This window comes from Exiguobacterium sp. Leaf187 (genome assembly GCF_001423925.1).
Lineage (GTDB): Bacteria > Bacillota > Bacilli > Exiguobacteriales > Exiguobacteriaceae > Exiguobacterium_A > Exiguobacterium_A indicum.
In genome coordinates, this window is sequence record NZ_LMPR01000009.1 from 1,724,563 (window position 1) to 1,742,650 (window position 18,088).

Below are 18,088 nucleotides of genomic sequence, written 5' to 3' on the forward strand. Positions count from 1 at the left end.
TGTTTTCTTTTTCATATTTCAGCATCTTTTATTATTTCCGATCTGCCTCTCTCAGAAACTTCAACGAGCATATTGTTTACTCTTCCCTCTTTTTTAACGGTTTAACAGCAGGTCCTTCCATCACTGCCCCGTCGTGTGCAAAGCGCGAACCATGGCACGGACAGTCCCATGAGCGTTCGGCTGCATTCCACTTCGTATCACATCCCATATGGGTACACGTCGTTGAAACGAGATGAAGCCTTCCGGCAGGATCACGATATCCCCCGACTGTCTTTCCATGATGCCGCACAAGTCCTCCTTCGTCAGGCTGAAGATCTTTTGCGTCACGATGTGCTTTTGATACTTTCCCTTTTACGAGTTCGATCGCGACATCCGCGTTATTCTTGATGAATTGGGTCGCGTCGACTGCTTTAAGTTTTGATCGCGTCGGATCAAACAGATGTCGAAACCGATTCGGTGTCCCAGTTAAAAGATCACTGAGTAACAGTCCTGCCGCAATACCATTCGTCATGCCCCATTTTGCAAATCCGGTTGCGACAAAGACGTTCGGGTCATCTGCTGTCATTTGACCGACATACGGGATGTGATCCAGTGTAATTAAGTCCTGCGCCGACCAAAATCGGTCGAACGTTTCCACTTGAAAGGCGTTCGTCGCAAAATCTGCTAAGTGCTGATAACGTGCCATCGTTTCCGTTTCGTGACCCGATAAATGATTTTCACCACCAAACAGTCCTAATCGACGACCGTCCGAAGTACGTGTGTGTCGTAAAGAACGACTTGGTTGATCGGCACTCATGAACATACCGTCAGGAAACGAATCGTCGACGAATCCTGAAACGATGTACGATCGATGAACTTCAAGCTTCGAAAAATATAATCCTTTGAAATCATGAAACGGAAAATGGGTTGCGATCACGACCTTCTTAGCTTCAATACGATGTCCATTCTCAAGGACGATTGTCGGTGTTCGATTACTTTCAATCGTCGTCGCCCGTGACTTTTCATACAGCGTCCCACCTTGTCGGACGAAATGTTCTGCTAAGCTCTGTAAGTACTTGACGGGATGAAACTGTGCTTGATCGCGCAGAACGACCGCCCGCTTCACGGTGTACGGCAACTTTTTCTGTACTTCATCTGTCGCATCGCCACCGTTTATCTCAAGACGAGCATACGCTTTGATTTCACGATCCATCGCATTCTCTTTTGAAGAAGAGACATACAGATACGCGTCTTGGGTCTCAAGCTCACACGCTAGATCAAGACGTTCGACTTGATGACGAAGAAACGTAATGGCTTCTTCATTTGCTTGATAATAAAGTCGTGCTTTGTCCTCTCCTACACTTTTGATCAATTGATCATAGATGAGACCATGTTGAGACGACACCTTTGCCGTCGTATATCCAGTCGTACCAGCTGCCACCTCTTCTGCTTCAATAACACCCACGTCATACCCTCGTTCTGCGAGTTGCAAAGCGGTGACTAAACCGGCAATGCCAGCTCCAACGATGACGACATCATGTTTTGTGTCTGTCTCAAGGGGCGGATACGATACACCAGCAGATGATGCTTTCCAATACGATGACGGGAAACCGGATAATTCAGACATACAAAAACTCCTCTCTTCAAACAGGCACAACGATCAACTTCGATAGTATTAGTGCTTCCCTGTCTGCGACAAAACATGCACAAAAGATATTTTTTATATAAGAACGTCATCCGAAGTTTTTGGACCTTAAATATGAGCAACAAAAAACAGCCCCTTTTTAATCAAGAGGCTGTCCATATTCATGAACTTAGTTTGTCCGCTTGGCGTTCCAGAAGTCCAAGACGGCGAATCTTTTTCTCCTCGACGACGGCGACAATGGCGAGGGCGATCAAACCGAACAGTAACGCAGCATTAAAGATGACAAACGTGTCACTCCAACCGTGCAACGTAACGGAACCGATCGTTAGACCATTCGTTTCCGGATCAGCGATTTTTGCGAGACCGACTTTTGCGATCGAATCACCGAACAAGTAACCGAACGTTCCGACCATCCCGTTCGTGACCGTCGTCGCTTGTTTTGGTGCAAAGCTGATGACCGAGACACCGATCAAGAGCTGCGGTCCGTAGATGAGCGCACCGAGTGCGAACAATGACGCATAAATCATGAGTTCACTCGTACCGTAACGATAACCGAGGACCGCGACGGCCGTCAGCAAAAGACAGATCGCGGCAACGAGCGCCCGGCGTCCTTTGAGTAAGTCGGATACGTACCCCCAAATCATACTGCCGCATAACGCACCAATTTCAAAGAAGAAAATCGTATTGACGGCGCTCTCCGTACTGAAGTGCAAGTGTTCCGTGACATAGAGCGGCGCCCAGTTATCAATCCCGATCCGGACGATATAGACGAAGACGTTCGCGATACAGAGCGTCCAAATCCAGGGGTTCGAGATAACGTATGTCTTGAAGATTTGCCATTTCGTCATGCTTTCTGCAGCAATATTTTCCGGTTCGATCGGTTCCTCGAAGATCTCTTCACTCCGATTCCACCCGAGTTCCTCCGGATCATCCTTCCCGATGAACAGACCGACGATCCCGATGACGAGCGCGATCGCAGCTGGGAAGATGAACATCCCGACGACACTGCCGTTAAAGAAGACGTTCGCTCCCCAAAGGGCTAGACCCCCGGCAATCGCTCCACCGATGTTGTGCGAAACGTTCCAGAAGCCGAGGTAGCGTCCGCGTTTTTCAAACGGTGTCCAACGAGCAATCGTCGAGTACGACGACGGTCCTCCAACCGATTGGAAGAACCCACTGAGTCCCCATAAAACCATCAAGAGACCGACTGGACTTCCACCGGCACTCATCAACAGTCCCATCGCGGTGACAATTAGAGAAGATAAGATCAATAAGAACGAGATGACACGTTTCGTGTTTTTCCCGTCAACGAAATAACCGAGTAACGTTTTCCCGATTCCGTATGTAATCGAGAAGGCGAAGCCGATATATCCGAGTTCCGTCGTCGTAAAGCCGAGTTCCTCTTTCAAGAGCGGTTGCGCTGCCTTGAAGTTGTTCCGGATGAGATACATCGCCATGTATGAGAAGAAGACGACTAAAAAGGCCTTTAAGAATTGTTGTAACCATTGTTTGCGTTGTACTTCGATTGGTATGCCGGCATTCGGCAATTTTTTGATGCTGAAGAAGCCCATCTTCCATTTCCCCTATCTGAATCAGAGTCTTCGCATCATTTGTCCTGGAGCTGATTGAATCGACGGAGATAGTCCCGGTAATCGGCGACGATATCCTGTCCGACGTTTTGCTGGATCGGTTGTGTCTTCGCGATCGCATAGGTCGGCGTACCAAACGAGACTTTCCGCAAGATGGCCTGACCGTCTGCTGAGAGCACGAAACGCATGAAGGCGTTCGCCTGCTTTTGTTGCGTCCGTCCTTTCAGCTTTGAAATCGCGTTGATCGAGTACGTATCGAGTGGAATGCTTTTGACCGGATAATACTTTTCGCGCAGCGATTGTTGATCCCCGATGAAATTGACCCCAAGCATCGCTTCCCCACTGGCGACATACGACGTCGGTGCAAAGCCGTTCGCCGTGAATAGTCGTGTTCGCTCGATTAACTGGCGTAAGACATCTTCCGCCTTCGTTCCGTATCCGTCAAAGACCGCTTGCAGGATTGTCGCACCGGTACCAGAATGGTTCGGATCCGGCAAAATCAACTCGTCCTGATACCGCTTTGCCGTCAAATCAGCGAGCGTCTTCGGATACGGTGCCGCCCCGAACCGCTCGTTCCAAACGTCTGTATTAATGACGATCGCTAAGCGTTCGACTTCATAGCCGATCCAGTAGCGATCCGGATCCTGCAGTTCTGCTTGATCCATGTCGCTTGGGAACGGTGTCGACAAGCCGCGTTGTTTGAGCGTCTGGTGGGCATCCCACGTTCCGCCGATGATGACGTCGGCGCGCGGATGATCCGCTTCCTTCGTCACACGCCGGACGAGTTCTTCTGTCGAGAGACGCACGAACTCATACGTACAACCCGCCTGCTCACAATATGACGACAGCAAGGCGCGACCGATATCCTCTTTCGCGGAGACATACGCCGTCAAATGCGGAACGGTTTCCCGTGCAGCCGTTCCCTGCTTCGTCTGTTCATTGTTGCGGACGATCCAAATGCTCATGAGACAAATGATACTCAGCAAGAAGAGCATTCCTTTTCTCATCGATCTGCCTCCTTCCCGGTCGGCAGGAGTTGTCCTTTTAAATAGAAGGTGTTTCCATTGTCATCATCCATGTACTGGACGCTGAACAATGTCTCGTACACGGTGATGTTCAGCAGATTGGCACGCGTATTCTGCTCATTCTTGAACCGTTGAAGCTTGAGAATGCGCGGCTGCCGCTGACTCGCATCAAGTGCCTGACCGACTTCTTCGTAGTCCGTCATCGGCTCTGCTTGCGCCAGGCGACGCTTGACGTCTTCACGCTCGCGTGCGGTTAGAGTACGCGACCGTCCCCCTGCATACCATGTCACGACTTCCGCCTCAACAAACTGACGCGCGAGCTGTTCCGGTTCGTGGTAAGCGTTTAAGAACCGTGCTTTTAATGTCGTCGTCTGGGTGCTGGGACGTTTTGCAACACATTGTCCATTCAGTGTCATGCTTTCCCCGAGCGAGAACGTCCACGTCGTTCCGTTTAAGAAACGAAGCGTCCCGTTAAATGTCGCCGTACCCGCTGGACAGGTCCCGTTTGTCACCGTCTTCATTTGCTTCAATAGCGTCGTGATACGCTGGACTTCCGTTCCGTCTTCTACCGTCTGCTCCCCCCATGCCCGGTGACGTAATGTCAACTCCGTCGGCAGCGAGTCATCGGAAGCATTCAGTCGTTTTGGTCCATCGAGGACATGTAAGCGTCCGAAGACCGTCTGCTGAAGCAAAAGAAGACCGAGGGCAAACAAGACCCCCATCAGGAAGAGATAGGCGATGGTCGATGCTTTCATGATTCCTCTCCTTGCTTGATTCTTAGATTACGGGGCAATTGTTTCGTAAATCCGGTCGAAATGTTTCGTAAATGTATCATTTGTAAGCGATTACATCATGTTTGGTCGGCTAATCGGAAGGTGAGTGTGATACGTGTACCGCTCGCATCACTTTCCAGTGCAAAATCGCCGCCTTGTTCCTGCATCAAACGCCGACAAAGCGGTAGACCGAGTCCATTCCCGCTCGCCGTCGTCAGACTATGTTGCTCCTCCTTCCATTCGGTAAGGACAGCTGGATCCATACCAATTCCGTCATCTGTCATGAGAAGTTGTAAGCTCGTGTCCGTACTGACTGCTGCGAACGTCACCGACATCGCGTCACTGTACTTGACGGCATTCTCGAGAAGATTTAACAAGACTTGCTTCGTCTGATCCGGTTGTCCGAGCACGTAAATAGAAGGAACATCTTGTTCGACTTGAATCCCTTGTCCGTCAAGTCGCAGTTGCATGATGAATAAGGCGTCTGCGAGCAAGGCATCGAGTGCGAACATCGTCGACGTCGCGTGGCGTTCGTTGCGCTGTTGTTTCGCCTGTTCGAGATTATGCGAGACGAGTCGTAATAAGCGCTGGCTCTCGACTTCGATGTAGTGGTAACAGTGTGCCGCTTCGTCTGGCGGCAGTTTCGGAATTAACTCGACATAGCCCATGATCGCCGTCATCGGTGTTCGGAGTTCATGGGTGATGTGATCGATGAACGTTTGTTGATCATTTCGTTGTCGCTCCAACTGCCCGATGTTGTGCTGAATCGCGTCAGCAAGCGTCGAAAAGTCCGCTGCCAGTCGATTCAGTTCTTCGTATGGATAGGCTGGAAGTGCGTTTGCATAATGCCCCTTCGTCAAGGCATGCGAGACGCTACGTAAATCGTCGATTGGTCCGATTAACGTCTTCGCCATTCGACGGGCCGTCCAAACGGCAATCACAATCAACATCAGAAACACACCGGTGAAGACATAGGTAAATTGTCGAAGCAGTTCCGCTTCCGTCCGGAGATCGACGAGAAAGCGAACTGAACCGATGACGTCTGTCTCACCATACAACGGGCTCGAGAAGAATAGTACAGGAACATCGGTCTCTTTGAGGAACAGATAACTCGATTTTCCTTTTAAGGCTTGATCAATGTCCCCTGCGAGAAGCGGTAATTGATCGCGCTCCGAATCGGCGAGTAGTTCCGCATTCGGTCCGAACAGTTGGACGCGCGCGTCAAACCGGTCTGCTAAGTAGGAAGCGATTGGGACAGCCGTATCGGCGAGCGAGTCCGTTTCTTCGCTCGCGAGATAGTTCGTCGTATAGAGTTCTGCTTCCCGACTCAGTTTTTGGACAGACTCGACGGCGTTCTCATAGAGGTTCGATTGGATGAAGGCATAAAGAATCAAGAAGAGAACGAGCAGTGCCGGAACGAGGAGCAAAACGAAGTTTTCCGTGATGACTTGACGTAGCTTCATGCGTCGACCCACTTGTAGCCGACACCGTAAATCGTCTTGATCCGCTCCCCTTGCGCTCCGAGTTTCTTCCGTAAGCGCTGGACCATAATATCGACGGCACGGGTCTGACCGGAGAAGTCAAAGCCCCAGACCTGTTCGAGCAGTTCGTCACGCTCGAAGACCCGTTTCGGATGGGTCAGGAAGAGTGCGAGCAACGCATACTCTCGGTACGTCAGCGGCAACGGTTGACCATCGAGACGAATGACGCGTTCTTCCGGATCAACCGATAAGAAGGGATCCGTCACGACAGGCATGGGTGGTGCGACCGTCTTTACACGTTTCAACAGATTTTTCACACGTAAGACGAGCTCTGTTCCATTAAACGGTTTCGTCATATAATCATCCGCTCCGAGCTGCAGACCGATGATCTTATCATTCATTTGATCACGTGCTGTCAGCATCAAGATCGGTAAATCAGGTGTCGTCTTCCGCAGCTTGGGAATCAAATCGAAGCCGGTCGTATCCGGGAGCATCAAATCAAGGACGATCAAATCAAAGGTCTGCGTCTCTTGCAATGCGAGTGCCGTTGACCCGTCCGCTGCCGTCTCGACCGTCTGACCATCGAGCTCAAGTTGTAGTTTGACGAGATGCCGGATGCTCGCCTCATCATCAATGACAAGAATATGCATAGGAATTCCTTCTTTCTAGACAATCTTTTCTGTCCCCTAGCGTATCATGGAATCGTTTACACGGTCAGCTCACTTTCATCATAACTATAAATATGCTTTGGATAATCAACGTCTCATCACCTGTATGATTGCTTGATAAAACCTCATAAGTTTGATACTTTTTTATACATTTTTAGAAGACGCATGACGTATACATGTTATCCAAATAATAGAATATTATTTGGATAACATGTATACGATCCCTCAAAAAAGGGTATCTAGATTACACCTTTATAATTCGATTAATCATTCCACTCTGTCGAGGTGACTTCGTCCATCATGCCAACCCACACGATGCATTCTCATACTGACTTTTTACTCATCACGTTGTCTTATCTCATTGCAGCGACATCCGCTTACATCGCAATCGAGCTCGCTGGTCGCGTCAAAACGGCAACTAATCGTTCAAAACATGTTTGGCTAATTGCCGGTGGATCAATTTTAGGTCTTGGCATCTGGTCGATGCACTTCGTCGCGATGCTTGGACATGGTACCTTGAAGGATGCCACTTATTCTTTTCCGCTCGTCTTTCTGTCCGTCATTATCGCGATGATTGGATGTATTTTAGGATTTTATCTTGTCTCACGCCAGATGTCCCGTGAATCATTCGTCCTCGGTGGCTTTTTAATGGGCAGTGCGATCGCAGGGATGCATTATGTCGGGATTGCGGCTTTGCAAGGAATGACGCTTCAATATCACCTAGGATATGTCTTGCTATCGATTTTAATTGCGATTGCAGCTTCTTGGACTGCGCTCTGGATTGGCTTCTTCTCTCGATATGCGAAGCAACAGATGATGATTCAGACAAAAGTTTTCTTTGCCTTTGTCATGGGAATTGCAATTTTTGGGATGCATCACGTCGGTATGCTTGGTTTAAAATTTCGTATGATTCCATCGTTCACGAGTGATCAAGTGATCGAACCGACAATGCTTTTGACTCTTGTTTCGGTTGTCACTCTGTTTTTGTTCATTGTCTTCTTCGCTTCTGTTTTATTTGATCTCCAGCTACGCAAGCGGGATCTCGTCCAAGCGACGATTCTTGAATCAACCGAAGACGGTGTCGTAACGACGAATCCAGATGGAACGATTCAATATGCAAATTCACTATTCTATCATTTCTTTCCTGAACGTCATTTGTATTTAACCGAACATAGTTCTGCTCTATGTCTCGATGTTCCGAATCATACGCGTCAGATACTACACGTCGACAAATGTATTCTTGAAGTCGTCAATCATCCTCTCAAGGGAGAGAACTTGAATCAGACGCTTTGGTTCTTCCGAAACATTACGGATCAAGTATCATCTCAGCGTCAGCTCGAGTATCTCGCCTTTCACGATCGGTTGACGGATTTACCGAATCGAGACAAAGTCACCCTGTTCATTGAAGAACAAATCAAACAAGCAATTCCGATTTCCTGTCTGGCACTCAGTGTAGACCGCTGGCGTTTCCTCAGTGACATGCTCGGACATCAAGGTGTAGAGAGCCTAATACTTCAAATTGCAGAACGACTGCAATCGGTGATTCATGAAAAAGATGTCCTAGCGCGACTCGATTCGTCCGAATTTCTCGTCATCCTCAGCGACGAACGGAGTCAACTCGCGACACAGAAAGCCGAGAAATGTTACGCCGCCTTATCGCAACCGTTTGATATTGATGGAACGGTCATCACGCTTACGATGCGAGCTGGCATTAGCCATTATCCGGAAGACACAACAATCGCACAAGAGTTGATCGAGTATGCAAAACTAGCAATGCACGCTTCGTTCAATGAAGCACAACATACGATTAAGGAGTTCAAGATTGAGAATCGAAATGATATTTTACGGACCGTACAGATTGAAAAATTCATGACTGAAGCACTTGAAACAGAAGCGTTCGAGCTCGTCTATCAACCGAAAATCATGGTGGCTACGGAACAAATGATAGGTGTTGAAGTTTTAGCACGATGGACGCACGATGAACTCGGCTTTGTCTCGCCAGCAGAATTCATTCCGGTCGCTGAAAATACTGGCGCAATCCATGCCCTCGGTGACTGGGTGTTACGGACTGCCTGCCTTCGATGGGTGGCATGGCAAGATGTCACGCCTGGACCGTTCTCGATTGCCGTCAACGTTTCACCTCTACAGTTTGCAAGTCAAAAGTTTCTAATGCGTGTTGAGGCAATTCTTGCTGAGACAGGGATGGACCCCATGTATCTAGAGCTCGAAATTACGGAGTCTGCCGCCTTATCGTATGAGACGACGACGTATGATAAGCTTGCGCGACTACAAGAACTGGGCATTCGTGTCTCACTGGACGATTTCGGTACCGGTTACTCGTCTTTTAAACAGCTCCGTTCTTTACCGATTCAGTTGTTAAAAATTGATCGTTCTTTCATCAGTTCATTATTTGACGGTAAGAATCAACAAGCAATCGTTCAATCGATGATTCAACTCGGACATAATTTGGAAATGGAAGTTTTGATCGAGGGAGTGGAGACGATCGAACAAGCAGACTGGCTCGCTCGAGAAGGTTGCGATTACTTCCAGGGCTATTACTTTAGTCGCCCACTAAAAGAAGAAGACTTATTTCGATATTTAAGAATGCTTCGATCGAATGGAAGTGCATGACTATATTTTTGATTTTCGAAGTTACATTAGAATAGCCATGATCCTTATGAATCAATAGCCAGTACTCATTCGCGCAACAAGTAAAGCATCTTTATTCGTAGACGAATTGTAATATTAAGTGTAACAACTAGCTAAAAACACAAAAAAACTCATAACGACCTCGTGTAGAATCGAGTTACCACACAAACTTCAACAGAGGATTCGTTATGAGCTATGTTCATCTTACAATATCAGAAAGAGTCAAAATAGAAGCTTATCTAGAGATTGGTTTTTTAATGAGAAAGATCGCTCAGCATCTTGGACGACAGCCGTCTACGATCTCACGTGAGCTAAAACGGAATCCTTCCTATCAATGCGATCAACGTTCCTCAGTACGCCAGCAAACGAAGTGAATGCGTAAACACCGAAACCGAAGTGCGGTAGCAATCTTTAATTCATTTTTTTTAGATATGCTTCTTCGAGAATATCTTTCAAGTTTTCACCTCTTTTAGAAATAAAGGAAGTCCAAAATTTTTCTCCAATTTCAGCTAGTTGATTTGGAGAGTATGTTTCTTTATCGAACTTACCCCAACAACCATCTTCGGTTAATTTATCCCAAAACATATAGTCAGCAAATTTTCTGTTTTCTGGAGGCACATCAGAACCCATAGATTCCAGCTTAACTAATTCCGGACATAGCCACATTGCAGCACAAACAGATAATAACCCTGCGTGCATCTCATTATGGCCTTCTAAATTTACTTCTTCTAACGCTTCTTCCCACGCTAAATAACGATATGTAGTAATTACAAGTAGTTCTGGATATTTGTAGTTCATGTGTTTAACGAATGAAGATTCCCAATATGCACCTCCGTGTCCATTACAAAGGACGAACTTTTTGAATCCTTGTCTGGTTAAATTAACGATTATTTCTTCTAGCATTGTTGTTAAAACTGTTGGACTTACTGTAATAGTACCTTTGCAATTGGCATGTTCTTCTGAAGTATTAAATGGAATAGTTGGTAACACATAAGCGTTTAATACTTCTCCATAGTGTTCGGCATATTTTTCTGCGATCAATGTATCTAAATGCATTGGCAGGTATGGTCCAAATTGTTCTGTCGCTCCAACTGATAAAATAGCAATATCTGTTCCACTGTCACTCACTTCTGTTGTTGAATTTTTAAAACTTAGCATAAGTACCCCCGTTGATGATTTTTATAAAAGTCCTATTTAGAAAGACTGAATAATTCGACTATACCACCAAAAAACCATTTATTGTTAATGCGATGCCATACAAATAGTATGGTGTTCTTACATATCTAAATAAAAGATCATCATTCTTTCGTGACATGACAATTTCTCGCAATGTTACCGTTGCTGCAGAGCTAAGCACGAAAAAAACGGTCGATCCCGACCGTTTTCACAAACTTTATCTGATTGATTTGTAGTCATTTGCCATTTTGTATTTCCATGCTCCTGATGCATCATGTTCTTTGTAGATGACCGCTCCTAGGGCATTAGGGAGTTCTACGTCTTCGAGCTGAGCATAAGAGCAAGTGTCGATGCTACTACGATTTTTCTCACGAGAAGTTCTTCTCCGATTTAATAGGTCGTCGTATCGTTTTGGCTAAATGATTTCAGTGGTTGTGAATCAATGATATACCAACGTTCATTCTTCACATCATATTTCAGATAATACTTGAATGGGATGTCTTCTCCTGGGTCGCTCTCCTCAAGAGAATCATCCTCTTCTCGATAATAATCACCCTCGTAATAGCAGAGTGCTTCGACCGTAGCCGATAAATCCGTTGCTTTTTCGCTGACCGTGATCGATGCCGGTGAATATTCGACCGAATCGAGGTATCCCTCCCAATAGACACCACGTTTGTTCATGCTGGCATAATAACTTTGTTGTTTGTTCAAGTAAGCAGCCGACGTGAATAACGTGAACGCAGACGTGTCTTTATCGATATATGCCTGCTCCCATTCCTTCGCATGCTGGTGAACCGTATCGATGATATCTCCTTTGACGGACTCCCGGACTTCCATCCCTCTACCGTCCGCTGAATCCGAGAGAGATTTCCGCTGATTGACGAGCCAGTCTTTCCCGGACTTGACGAGATTCAATTCCCAGACGATCGTACTCGATTCCGGACGTTCATGTAGATAGGGTTGGTACGACCGAGAGGAATAGTCGACCGTCGCTTTGACCGTTGCTTGGTCTCCTTTAATCGTGATGTCGTTTTGAGGAATGTCCTTGACGCTGAGCTCTCCGTCAAAGATGTATCCGCCTGTGACTAAGTCATTCAAGCTTCCTTGGAATGTCTGATTGTACGTATCGGTGCTGACGGAAAGTCCTTTGACACTTCGGTCTGTCAATGCATCTTCGAGTTCTCGGAAGAAGAGTGTCGAAATATCTTGGATATCTTTATAGTCTTGTTCCGATACTGCCTTCGAGTCTGGTTTTTGCTGTGTTTCCGGATCTTGCGACGATTTCGAATCCGTCTTCTCCTCACTCTTCTTCTCTTCCTCACCAATGACGAATGAAGCATTCTGTTTTTTACGCTCGACCGCTTGAGGTGTCTCTTCCTGATTCAAGAAGAAATATGTCCCTCCACCGGCAGCGAGCAGAAGAACGAGCGCTCCGATTCCAACCGTTCGCTTATTCCGCTTATTCTTTTGTTTTTTCTCATACTTGATGACGACGTATGCTCGTTCGATTTCCGTCCGTTCCTCAGATTCGTCTGGATGCGCTTCTAACTTTTCAGCGTACGCTTGCTCCAATTCTTTCATCGATGAGGTACGCGATATCCCTAATCGTTCATATGGATCCATAATTCCCTCTCCTTTTTAAAAATATTGTTATTTTTTATCTTTATTTTACATTATAATGACAAAGGTAAGAAAGGAGTGCTTTTTTGTGTCACATTGTTCGAATTGTCAAACCCCGATGAATGACCAGATGATCTATTGTCCGGTCTGTGGTCAAAAGAATCATCGGACGCGGTCCCGTTCATCTAAAAAATCATGGTTCATCGGATTGTTACTTCTCATGCTTTGTATCGGTGGAGGTACGTTCGGTTACTTGAAATATCAAGCTGCACAACCGTTGTTTAAAACAAGTGAACTGACGCGGTCCGCTGCGGATGTCGATCAGGTCTTGCCGGAAGGTTTCTCATCGACTCAACGAAACCAGCTTACAGATGACGAACTTGAGGATTTCCTCACGTTTGATACGGCATCACCTGATTCGCTATACCACTTTTTGAGTACGTATGCCGAGCGTCTTCCTTCGATCGGAAACGAAACGGGCGGTGACTGGGAATACTACGACTCGTCACTCGATGAATACATACCGTATGCCGACTTGTTCTATGGAGACGATGATTTGACGGAGGACGAACGCGAGTCCTTCGGCAATCGACTCGCCTTTTCAGAAGAAAGTCCAACGAGCCACGTCGCCTTACAGAATATGACGTTCGACGTCATAAAAGCCATTGATGAAACACACTTCCATGTCGAGGCGACCGAAACATACGATCGACGAGACTTCGATATGGAAAACCAGCCATCTCATCGTGCCAGCGTCGAATATGAAATCACGTTCGATGACGAACTGTATTACATCACATCGATTAAACGAACGTTCAAGAAGGAGGCTACCTCATGATGTCACGTGTACTTCCTCTTCTCTTTACAGCTCTCGTACTAAGTGGCTGTAACAAGGATTCAGCGGATCTTTACTTAAAGCAAAGTGCTCAAAGCACGCTTTCCGGAGACCTTTACGAAGAACAACAATGGCGTGAAAAGGCTCGTGCAGAAGGAGCGACAGACAAACGTCTGATTGCGCTGACACAACAACAAAAAGCGTTTCACGACCTAGAAGCCGCTTTATTCATGAATCAGACAACAGATGCTGTACGTTACGCGGAACGGGTCATGAATCAGACGTTTGGTGACCCGGCACTCGCGAACGAAGCCGCACGCCGCTACCGGACTCTTAATAAAGTAGAGAAGGCGTTTCGTGACGTGGCAGGAACCTATACTTACTCGACGAGCAATCAAGGCGAGTACGAGCAAGATTATACCGATGCGACGATCGATGTCGTGACACGTCCGAATCGTGAGGCGACATTGACGGTTCATGATGCCCGTGATTATGAAGGACAACCCCTCGATGACTATTCATACAGCGGACGTTTTAATTCCGATAACAGCTTGATGCTCTACTTTTATGAGTCAGCTTTAGAGATCACGTTTAATGAAGACGGCAGTCTGACATTCCACGATACAGGAATCGAGCAGGACTCGACGATCGACTTTGAACAGACGACCAAACAATCCTTATGATAAAACGCTTGTCTTCGAAAACGGAGACAAGCGTTTTTTGAATCATCCTTTTGTATCTTTGAAGCGGCTCAATCCATACCCTGCCAATCCGCCGAGGAACGGGAAGAGGAAGAGCATGAACGCATTCCACCATGTCAACGTAGAGACGACGATACCGGCTAATAAATCGTTGTCCCATTGAATTTCAAGTCGTGCTTGTGTGAAGTAAGCTAAAAGAAGTCCACCGACCAAGAACACACCAGCATAAATTGCAACACCAGGTAACGTCCGGATCCAGCGGAAACCGATTCCGACGTGAATGACGAACATCAGAATCAAAGCAATCAAGCCGTACGGGGCGACACTTGAATTGACAAGTTGTTCTTCTTCGAACGACGTGGAGGCATCTGCCATTTGTGCGAAGCGTGTCAATAGTCCCGCATCCACGGTCTCATCGAAACGTGTCACTTTCGGATCGAGTGTCGGCTCTTCTCCATTTTCAATCTGATTGTAGATGATTCCTTGAATGCGACCGAGATTCGATGCTTCTCCGGCTTCTTCGACCGGCCGTTGAAGATCACTTAAGCGGTCTTCGCCATATAAGGCAGCACCTAGATGGAAGTCTTCCGTCAAGATAGTCATCTTGAAGTCGACTTGTCCTGCTTGTGACATCGCGTAAAACGGAGATGCGCCACTCAACAGAACAAGGCTTGCGGATTCACCGAATTCGACTTCGTCCAGTTCATCCATCTGATTAATGTAATACAGTTGCCCGAACGATGTCAGAAGGACACCGAATAAGTAGATGCTCATCAACGTCGTCGCGGCAATCCGTCCGACCTGCCAAGAACCGTCGAGATTCGTTTGACCAATGAATTGGAATAAGAGGACACCAGCAAACGATAGAATGAAAATACGAATCATCCCAGCGAACAGATGCAGATCGAAGATTCCGAAGTCCGTCGCAAACAATCCGACGACCAGCGTGATCACTGATAACGTCAGGGCGAATACGACAGCACGTTCAATGCGTTCATTCCACGATGTCGCCTTGATTCCGATGACACCACCGCGTTCGAGTAACCAGGCACTTCCGATAAGAAGAAATAGCCCCGGTAAGGACAACAAGAAGTGCCCTGAGAAAATATGAAAATCAAGCTGATTGACAGCTTTTTGAATTTCAGAGAAATATTCCGTATCGTTACCTGTCACTTCCGTCAGAAAGCGCGACTTCAAGTCTTCACTTGATGTCAGTTGTAGACCAGCAAGCGCAACGAATGCGAGGAAGAAGAACATACCGAACGTACTAAAGTCGTCTCCCATGTTTTGTTGCACCGTCTTAACTCCTTCGAGTGCCGGATTATCGCTGAGAAGACCCAGCATGACGAATAAGAAGACGATGATGGCAGCAAAAAAGATGACAGCGGTGATACTACCAATCGCAAGACTCGGATTCCCGAGTGATAGATCGAATCGCGATAAGAATGCTCGTCCCCGCTCTTTCCACGGAAGATTCACATTCCAATCTTGCGACTTTAGCTTTTGCCGAATATCGTGCATGCCCGGTAGACGATCCACGAGCGATTCTTCCGATGTCGCTGCGACAAGTCGGGAATGTCCGCAATTCGGACAGTAGGACGAACGACCGTCCATTTGTGTACCACACCCGACGCAGAAATGCGCAGCTTGTTCAAAACGGATAGGACGACCCTGCTTGTCTAAGGGTGTTCCGTCTACTTCGCAGTACTGGGCGTGCGGAGCATGTGCTTGTCCACAGGTCGAACAATATTTCATAAACGTTGCCCCATTTCCGATCCACAACATGTGCAGTAGTGTTGCTCACTTCGTTGTGGCGTGTGGCACGTCATGCATTCAACTTTCGCTTGTTCGTTCTCGCGCGGGACGGACGTACCGCATTTTCCGCAGAACTTCGCACCCGGCTCAAGCGTCGTACGGCATGACTTGCATTGTTTTTGAGCCGCTTCGACTTCCATCTCGTCGATCCGTGACAAGGCGCCAAATACGAGTACTTCTTGCGCAAGAATCTCCTCGATTTCTTGACGACGTCCTTCACTTCGGAGCTTCATGTAATGCCGCTCACCGATTTCATACAACAAGCGCCCTTTCTCACGTCGTGCTTGCTCGGCCTGTTCCTGTAATTCTTTTGCTGTCATTCCTTGAAAACGTGATTTGACTGATTGCCAATCCATCATCTGTATAGCCTCCCTTATGTTCATTTGATGTTCGTTGCTTGCTGAATTCGGAACTCTTCTTCATAACTATCTTCACCACTCGTATACGTGAAGAGATAACGGAAGAGGGATTTTGCGGTCGATTTTCCTGGTGATTCACTATCCGGTGTGTACATTTCACCCCGGATGTATGTCGTCGCCATGACTTCGATGCCGACCGTATCGCCATATTCGACGAACTTCGCTGAAGAACGATCAATCGATGCGTTCATGAATTCACCGTCCCACTCCAAGTCCTTCCGGCTCCAATCGTCATAGTTCTTTTGTTGTTTTGCGAGATATGACGCATCATCAACGAGCGAGAAGTAACTCGTATCCTGATAGATCGCTGCATCGACCCAGTCAGATGCATGCGCTTCGACGACTCCCTGAAGTTCGTTTAAAACGGCTTCAGACGGTTTGAATGTGAAGGTCGCTTTTTTCGTATCGGGTTTGACGAGAATCTCATCTGACGTTTCTTCTCCCCACGGGAAGTCATTCTCGACTGAGAGTTTGATGCCGTTTTTCGGGATCGGTCCGTAGTTCTTCAAGTCCGACACTTGTTTAGAAGTCGACTTCCCGTCAACGATCAAATAGGCATCCGGATAGGTCTGATCCAGTTCGATTGCATCCCCTTTTAACGTGATTTCGAATTTGCGATCCGACGCATCCAGCGTCAACGGGTTGATCGTGACCTCACTCGTTTCTTTTCCATATTCACCGTCATACGCAATCTTCGCATCGGTCAATCCCGGATAGACACCGTCCATCATGATGCCTTCTTCCGACGCCTTGCTGCTTTCCGTCCCGACCGGATTCACGAGTGTGACCTTTGTTCCTTTAAAATTACTGACGACTTCCGTTTTGACCGTATCCAGACGGAGTCGGTAATCCTTGAAAATACCGAGCTGACGACCGTTTGCTACGATTTGACCAGGAACGTCACTTTCGTTTTCTGCTTGAATCGACGCACCAGCCATCAATAAATAATCCATGAATGATTTCTTTTGTTCCGGCGTCTCTTTCAAGGCATCTAAAAAGCGTTGTGCCATTTTTTGGTCGATCGGCTTTCCATTAAATTCTGTATGCTCAGCAAGTAACGCAGCGTCACCTGAGCGAATCGCGTCACGTACTTCATTCGTCGTCGCTTCAACTGTGAACCATTGCGTAGCGAGTCCATAATAGGCCCCGCCTGCTACGACAACTAACACGACAGACAGAAGAATTGCTTTCGCAGACTTGCTCATTTTTTTAGAGCGCGCGGGTCTCGCATCCCGTTCTGTTTTCACAGGTTCTGGGTGTTCTACATGTTTTTCTAGGGCATCACCGCAACTTGGACAAAATTTCAGTCCACGTCTTGCGGCATCCGAACAGTTCACACATGCCATTCGATGTCCTCCTCACTCGTCATCTATTTATAGTAAAAAATAACCATAGAAAATACTAACATGCATTCAACTTTTTTACTATATTTCATCAGAATATTTTAGAATCTAATTTTAATATCAAATAAAAAATGTAAAAACTGTTTACCAAATGCAGTTGTACGGATAAAAGGATTAACTCAAAAGTCGAGCTACACAAAGATAAGGGTGGCAGAATGATGATCTGCCACCCTTATCTTTCCTCAGTGATTATTTTTAATGTATAGCGCTGGGTCATCGTGTTGAATCCTTTCTTGGATTCTAAAATAACAATCGGATATCATTCTTGCCAATTTATTCACTTCACTATTTTTTAATGAAATCATTTTTA

Annotated in this window: 14 protein-coding genes and 1 pseudogene; 4 read left to right on the top strand and 11 right to left on the bottom strand. The window is 46.8% G+C overall.

Annotated elements, in window-relative coordinates; translation table 11 throughout:
* Positions 1–76 precede the first annotated feature (76 nt).
* The 6 genes from ASF99_RS13040 to ASF99_RS13065 form a co-directional block, all read right to left on the bottom strand.
* Positions 77–1,606 carry an FAD-dependent oxidoreductase gene (locus ASF99_RS13040; RefSeq protein WP_055969174.1) on the bottom strand — a complete coding sequence of 510 codons (1,530 nt, stop codon included), beginning with the start codon at positions 1,604–1,606 and terminating at the stop codon, positions 77–79.
* Between the two features lie 179 nt (positions 1,607–1,785).
* Positions 1,786–3,195, bottom strand: a complete 1,410-nt coding sequence (uhpT, locus tag ASF99_RS13045; protein ID WP_023469436.1) for a hexose-6-phosphate:phosphate antiporter — start codon at positions 3,193–3,195, stop codon at positions 1,786–1,788.
* Between the two features lie 35 nt (positions 3,196–3,230).
* Positions 3,231–4,220, bottom strand: a complete 990-nt coding sequence (locus ASF99_RS13050) for an ABC transporter substrate-binding protein (RefSeq protein ID WP_055969177.1) — start codon at positions 4,218–4,220, stop codon at positions 3,231–3,233.
* Positions 4,217–4,993, bottom strand: a complete 777-nt coding sequence (locus ASF99_RS13055; protein ID WP_055969180.1) for a DUF3919 family protein — start codon at positions 4,991–4,993, stop codon at positions 4,217–4,219. Before ASF99_RS13055 ends, ASF99_RS13050 begins: the two co-directional genes overlap by 4 nt.
* Positions 4,994–5,088: 95 nt before the next feature.
* Positions 5,089–6,474, bottom strand: a complete 1,386-nt coding sequence (locus ASF99_RS13060; protein ID WP_055969183.1) for a HAMP domain-containing sensor histidine kinase — start codon at positions 6,472–6,474, stop codon at positions 5,089–5,091.
* A complete protein-coding gene (locus tag ASF99_RS13065; RefSeq protein ID WP_055969186.1) occupies positions 6,471–7,142 on the bottom strand; it encodes a response regulator transcription factor in 672 nt (223 codons plus the stop codon). Before ASF99_RS13065 ends, ASF99_RS13060 begins: the two co-directional genes overlap by 4 nt.
* 318 nt (positions 7,143–7,460) lie before the next feature.
* Here ASF99_RS13065 and ASF99_RS13070 point away from each other — a divergent pair, with 318 nt between their 5' ends.
* Positions 7,461–9,791: a bifunctional diguanylate cyclase/phosphodiesterase gene (locus tag ASF99_RS13070; protein WP_235515941.1), complete on the top strand. Its 2,331-nt coding sequence runs from the start codon at positions 7,461–7,463 to the stop codon at positions 9,789–9,791.
* Between the two features lie 206 nt (positions 9,792–9,997).
* A pseudogene (locus ASF99_RS17125) lies at positions 9,998–10,174 on the top strand (helix-turn-helix domain-containing protein); the annotation flags it as partial.
* A 46-nt stretch (positions 10,175–10,220) separates the two neighbouring features.
* Here ASF99_RS17125 and ASF99_RS13075 read toward each other — a convergent pair.
* A complete protein-coding gene (locus ASF99_RS13075; RefSeq protein WP_055969189.1) occupies positions 10,221–10,967 on the bottom strand; it encodes a creatininase family protein in 747 nt (248 codons plus the stop codon).
* 408 nt (positions 10,968–11,375) lie between these two features.
* The gene (locus tag ASF99_RS13080; RefSeq protein WP_055969192.1) at positions 11,376–12,608 is read right to left on the bottom strand and encodes a hypothetical protein; all 1,233 of its coding nucleotides are present in this window, start codon (positions 12,606–12,608) and stop codon (positions 11,376–11,378) included.
* Between the two features lie 85 nt (positions 12,609–12,693).
* Here ASF99_RS13080 and ASF99_RS13085 point away from each other — a divergent pair, with 85 nt between their 5' ends.
* Positions 12,694–13,443, top strand: coding sequence for an LITAF-like zinc ribbon domain-containing protein (locus ASF99_RS13085; RefSeq protein WP_055969194.1), 750 nt, complete (start codon positions 12,694–12,696; stop codon positions 13,441–13,443).
* Entirely contained in the window at positions 13,440–14,123 is a 684-nt protein-coding gene (locus ASF99_RS13090; RefSeq protein WP_055969197.1) for a hypothetical protein, read from the top strand. Before ASF99_RS13085 ends, ASF99_RS13090 begins: the two co-directional genes overlap by 4 nt.
* A 42-nt stretch (positions 14,124–14,165) precedes the next feature.
* On the opposite strand, the gene ASF99_RS13095 is transcribed toward ASF99_RS13090, so the two are convergent.
* Genes ASF99_RS13095 through ASF99_RS13105 form a run of 3 tightly spaced genes read right to left on the bottom strand, consistent with a single transcriptional unit; the run spans position 14,166 to position 17,721 of the window.
* Entirely contained in the window at positions 14,166–15,896 is a 1,731-nt protein-coding gene (locus tag ASF99_RS13095) for a zinc ribbon domain-containing protein (protein ID WP_055969199.1), read from the bottom strand.
* Positions 15,893–16,315: a zinc ribbon domain-containing protein gene (locus ASF99_RS13100; protein ID WP_035395989.1), complete on the bottom strand. Its 423-nt coding sequence runs from the start codon at positions 16,313–16,315 to the stop codon at positions 15,893–15,895. Before ASF99_RS13100 ends, ASF99_RS13095 begins: the two co-directional genes overlap by 4 nt.
* A 20-nt stretch (positions 16,316–16,335) precedes the next feature.
* Positions 16,336–17,721 carry a TcaA 3rd/4th domain-containing protein gene (locus ASF99_RS13105; protein WP_035395987.1) on the bottom strand — a complete coding sequence of 462 codons (1,386 nt, stop codon included), beginning with the start codon at positions 17,719–17,721 and terminating at the stop codon, positions 16,336–16,338.
* Between the last annotated feature and the right edge of the window lie 367 nt (positions 17,722–18,088).

Bases quoted from the DNA above. Each gene is read 5' to 3' on its own strand.
- ASF99_RS13090 (WP_055969197.1), top strand. From the start codon at position 13,440: ATGATGTCACGTGTACTTCCTCTTCTCTTTACAGCTCTCGTACTAAGT.
- ASF99_RS13050 (WP_055969177.1), bottom strand. From the start codon at position 4,220: ATGAGAAAAGGAATGCTCTTCTTGCTGAGTATCATTTGTCTCATGAGC.
- ASF99_RS13065 (WP_055969186.1), bottom strand. From the start codon at position 7,142: ATGCATATTCTTGTCATTGATGATGAGGCGAGCATCCGGCATCTCGTC.
- ASF99_RS13055 (WP_055969180.1), bottom strand. From the start codon at position 4,993: ATGAAAGCATCGACCATCGCCTATCTCTTCCTGATGGGGGTCTTGTTT.
- ASF99_RS13075 (WP_055969189.1), bottom strand. From the start codon at position 10,967: ATGCTAAGTTTTAAAAATTCAACAACAGAAGTGAGTGACAGTGGAACA.
- ASF99_RS13100 (WP_035395989.1), bottom strand. From the start codon at position 16,315: ATGATGGATTGGCAATCAGTCAAATCACGTTTTCAAGGAATGACAGCA.
- ASF99_RS13040 (WP_055969174.1), bottom strand. From the start codon at position 1,606: ATGTCTGAATTATCCGGTTTCCCGTCATCGTATTGGAAAGCATCATCT.
- ASF99_RS13105 (WP_035395987.1), bottom strand. From the start codon at position 17,721: ATGGCATGTGTGAACTGTTCGGATGCCGCAAGACGTGGACTGAAATTT.
- ASF99_RS13080 (WP_055969192.1), bottom strand. From the start codon at position 12,608: ATGGATCCATATGAACGATTAGGGATATCGCGTACCTCATCGATGAAA.
- ASF99_RS13060 (WP_055969183.1), bottom strand. From the start codon at position 6,474: ATGAAGCTACGTCAAGTCATCACGGAAAACTTCGTTTTGCTCCTCGTT.
- uhpT (WP_023469436.1), bottom strand. From the start codon at position 3,195: ATGGGCTTCTTCAGCATCAAAAAATTGCCGAATGCCGGCATACCAATC.
- ASF99_RS13070 (WP_235515941.1), top strand. From the start codon at position 7,461: ATGCCAACCCACACGATGCATTCTCATACTGACTTTTTACTCATCACG.
- ASF99_RS13095 (WP_055969199.1), bottom strand. From the start codon at position 15,896: ATGAAATATTGTTCGACCTGTGGACAAGCACATGCTCCGCACGCCCAG.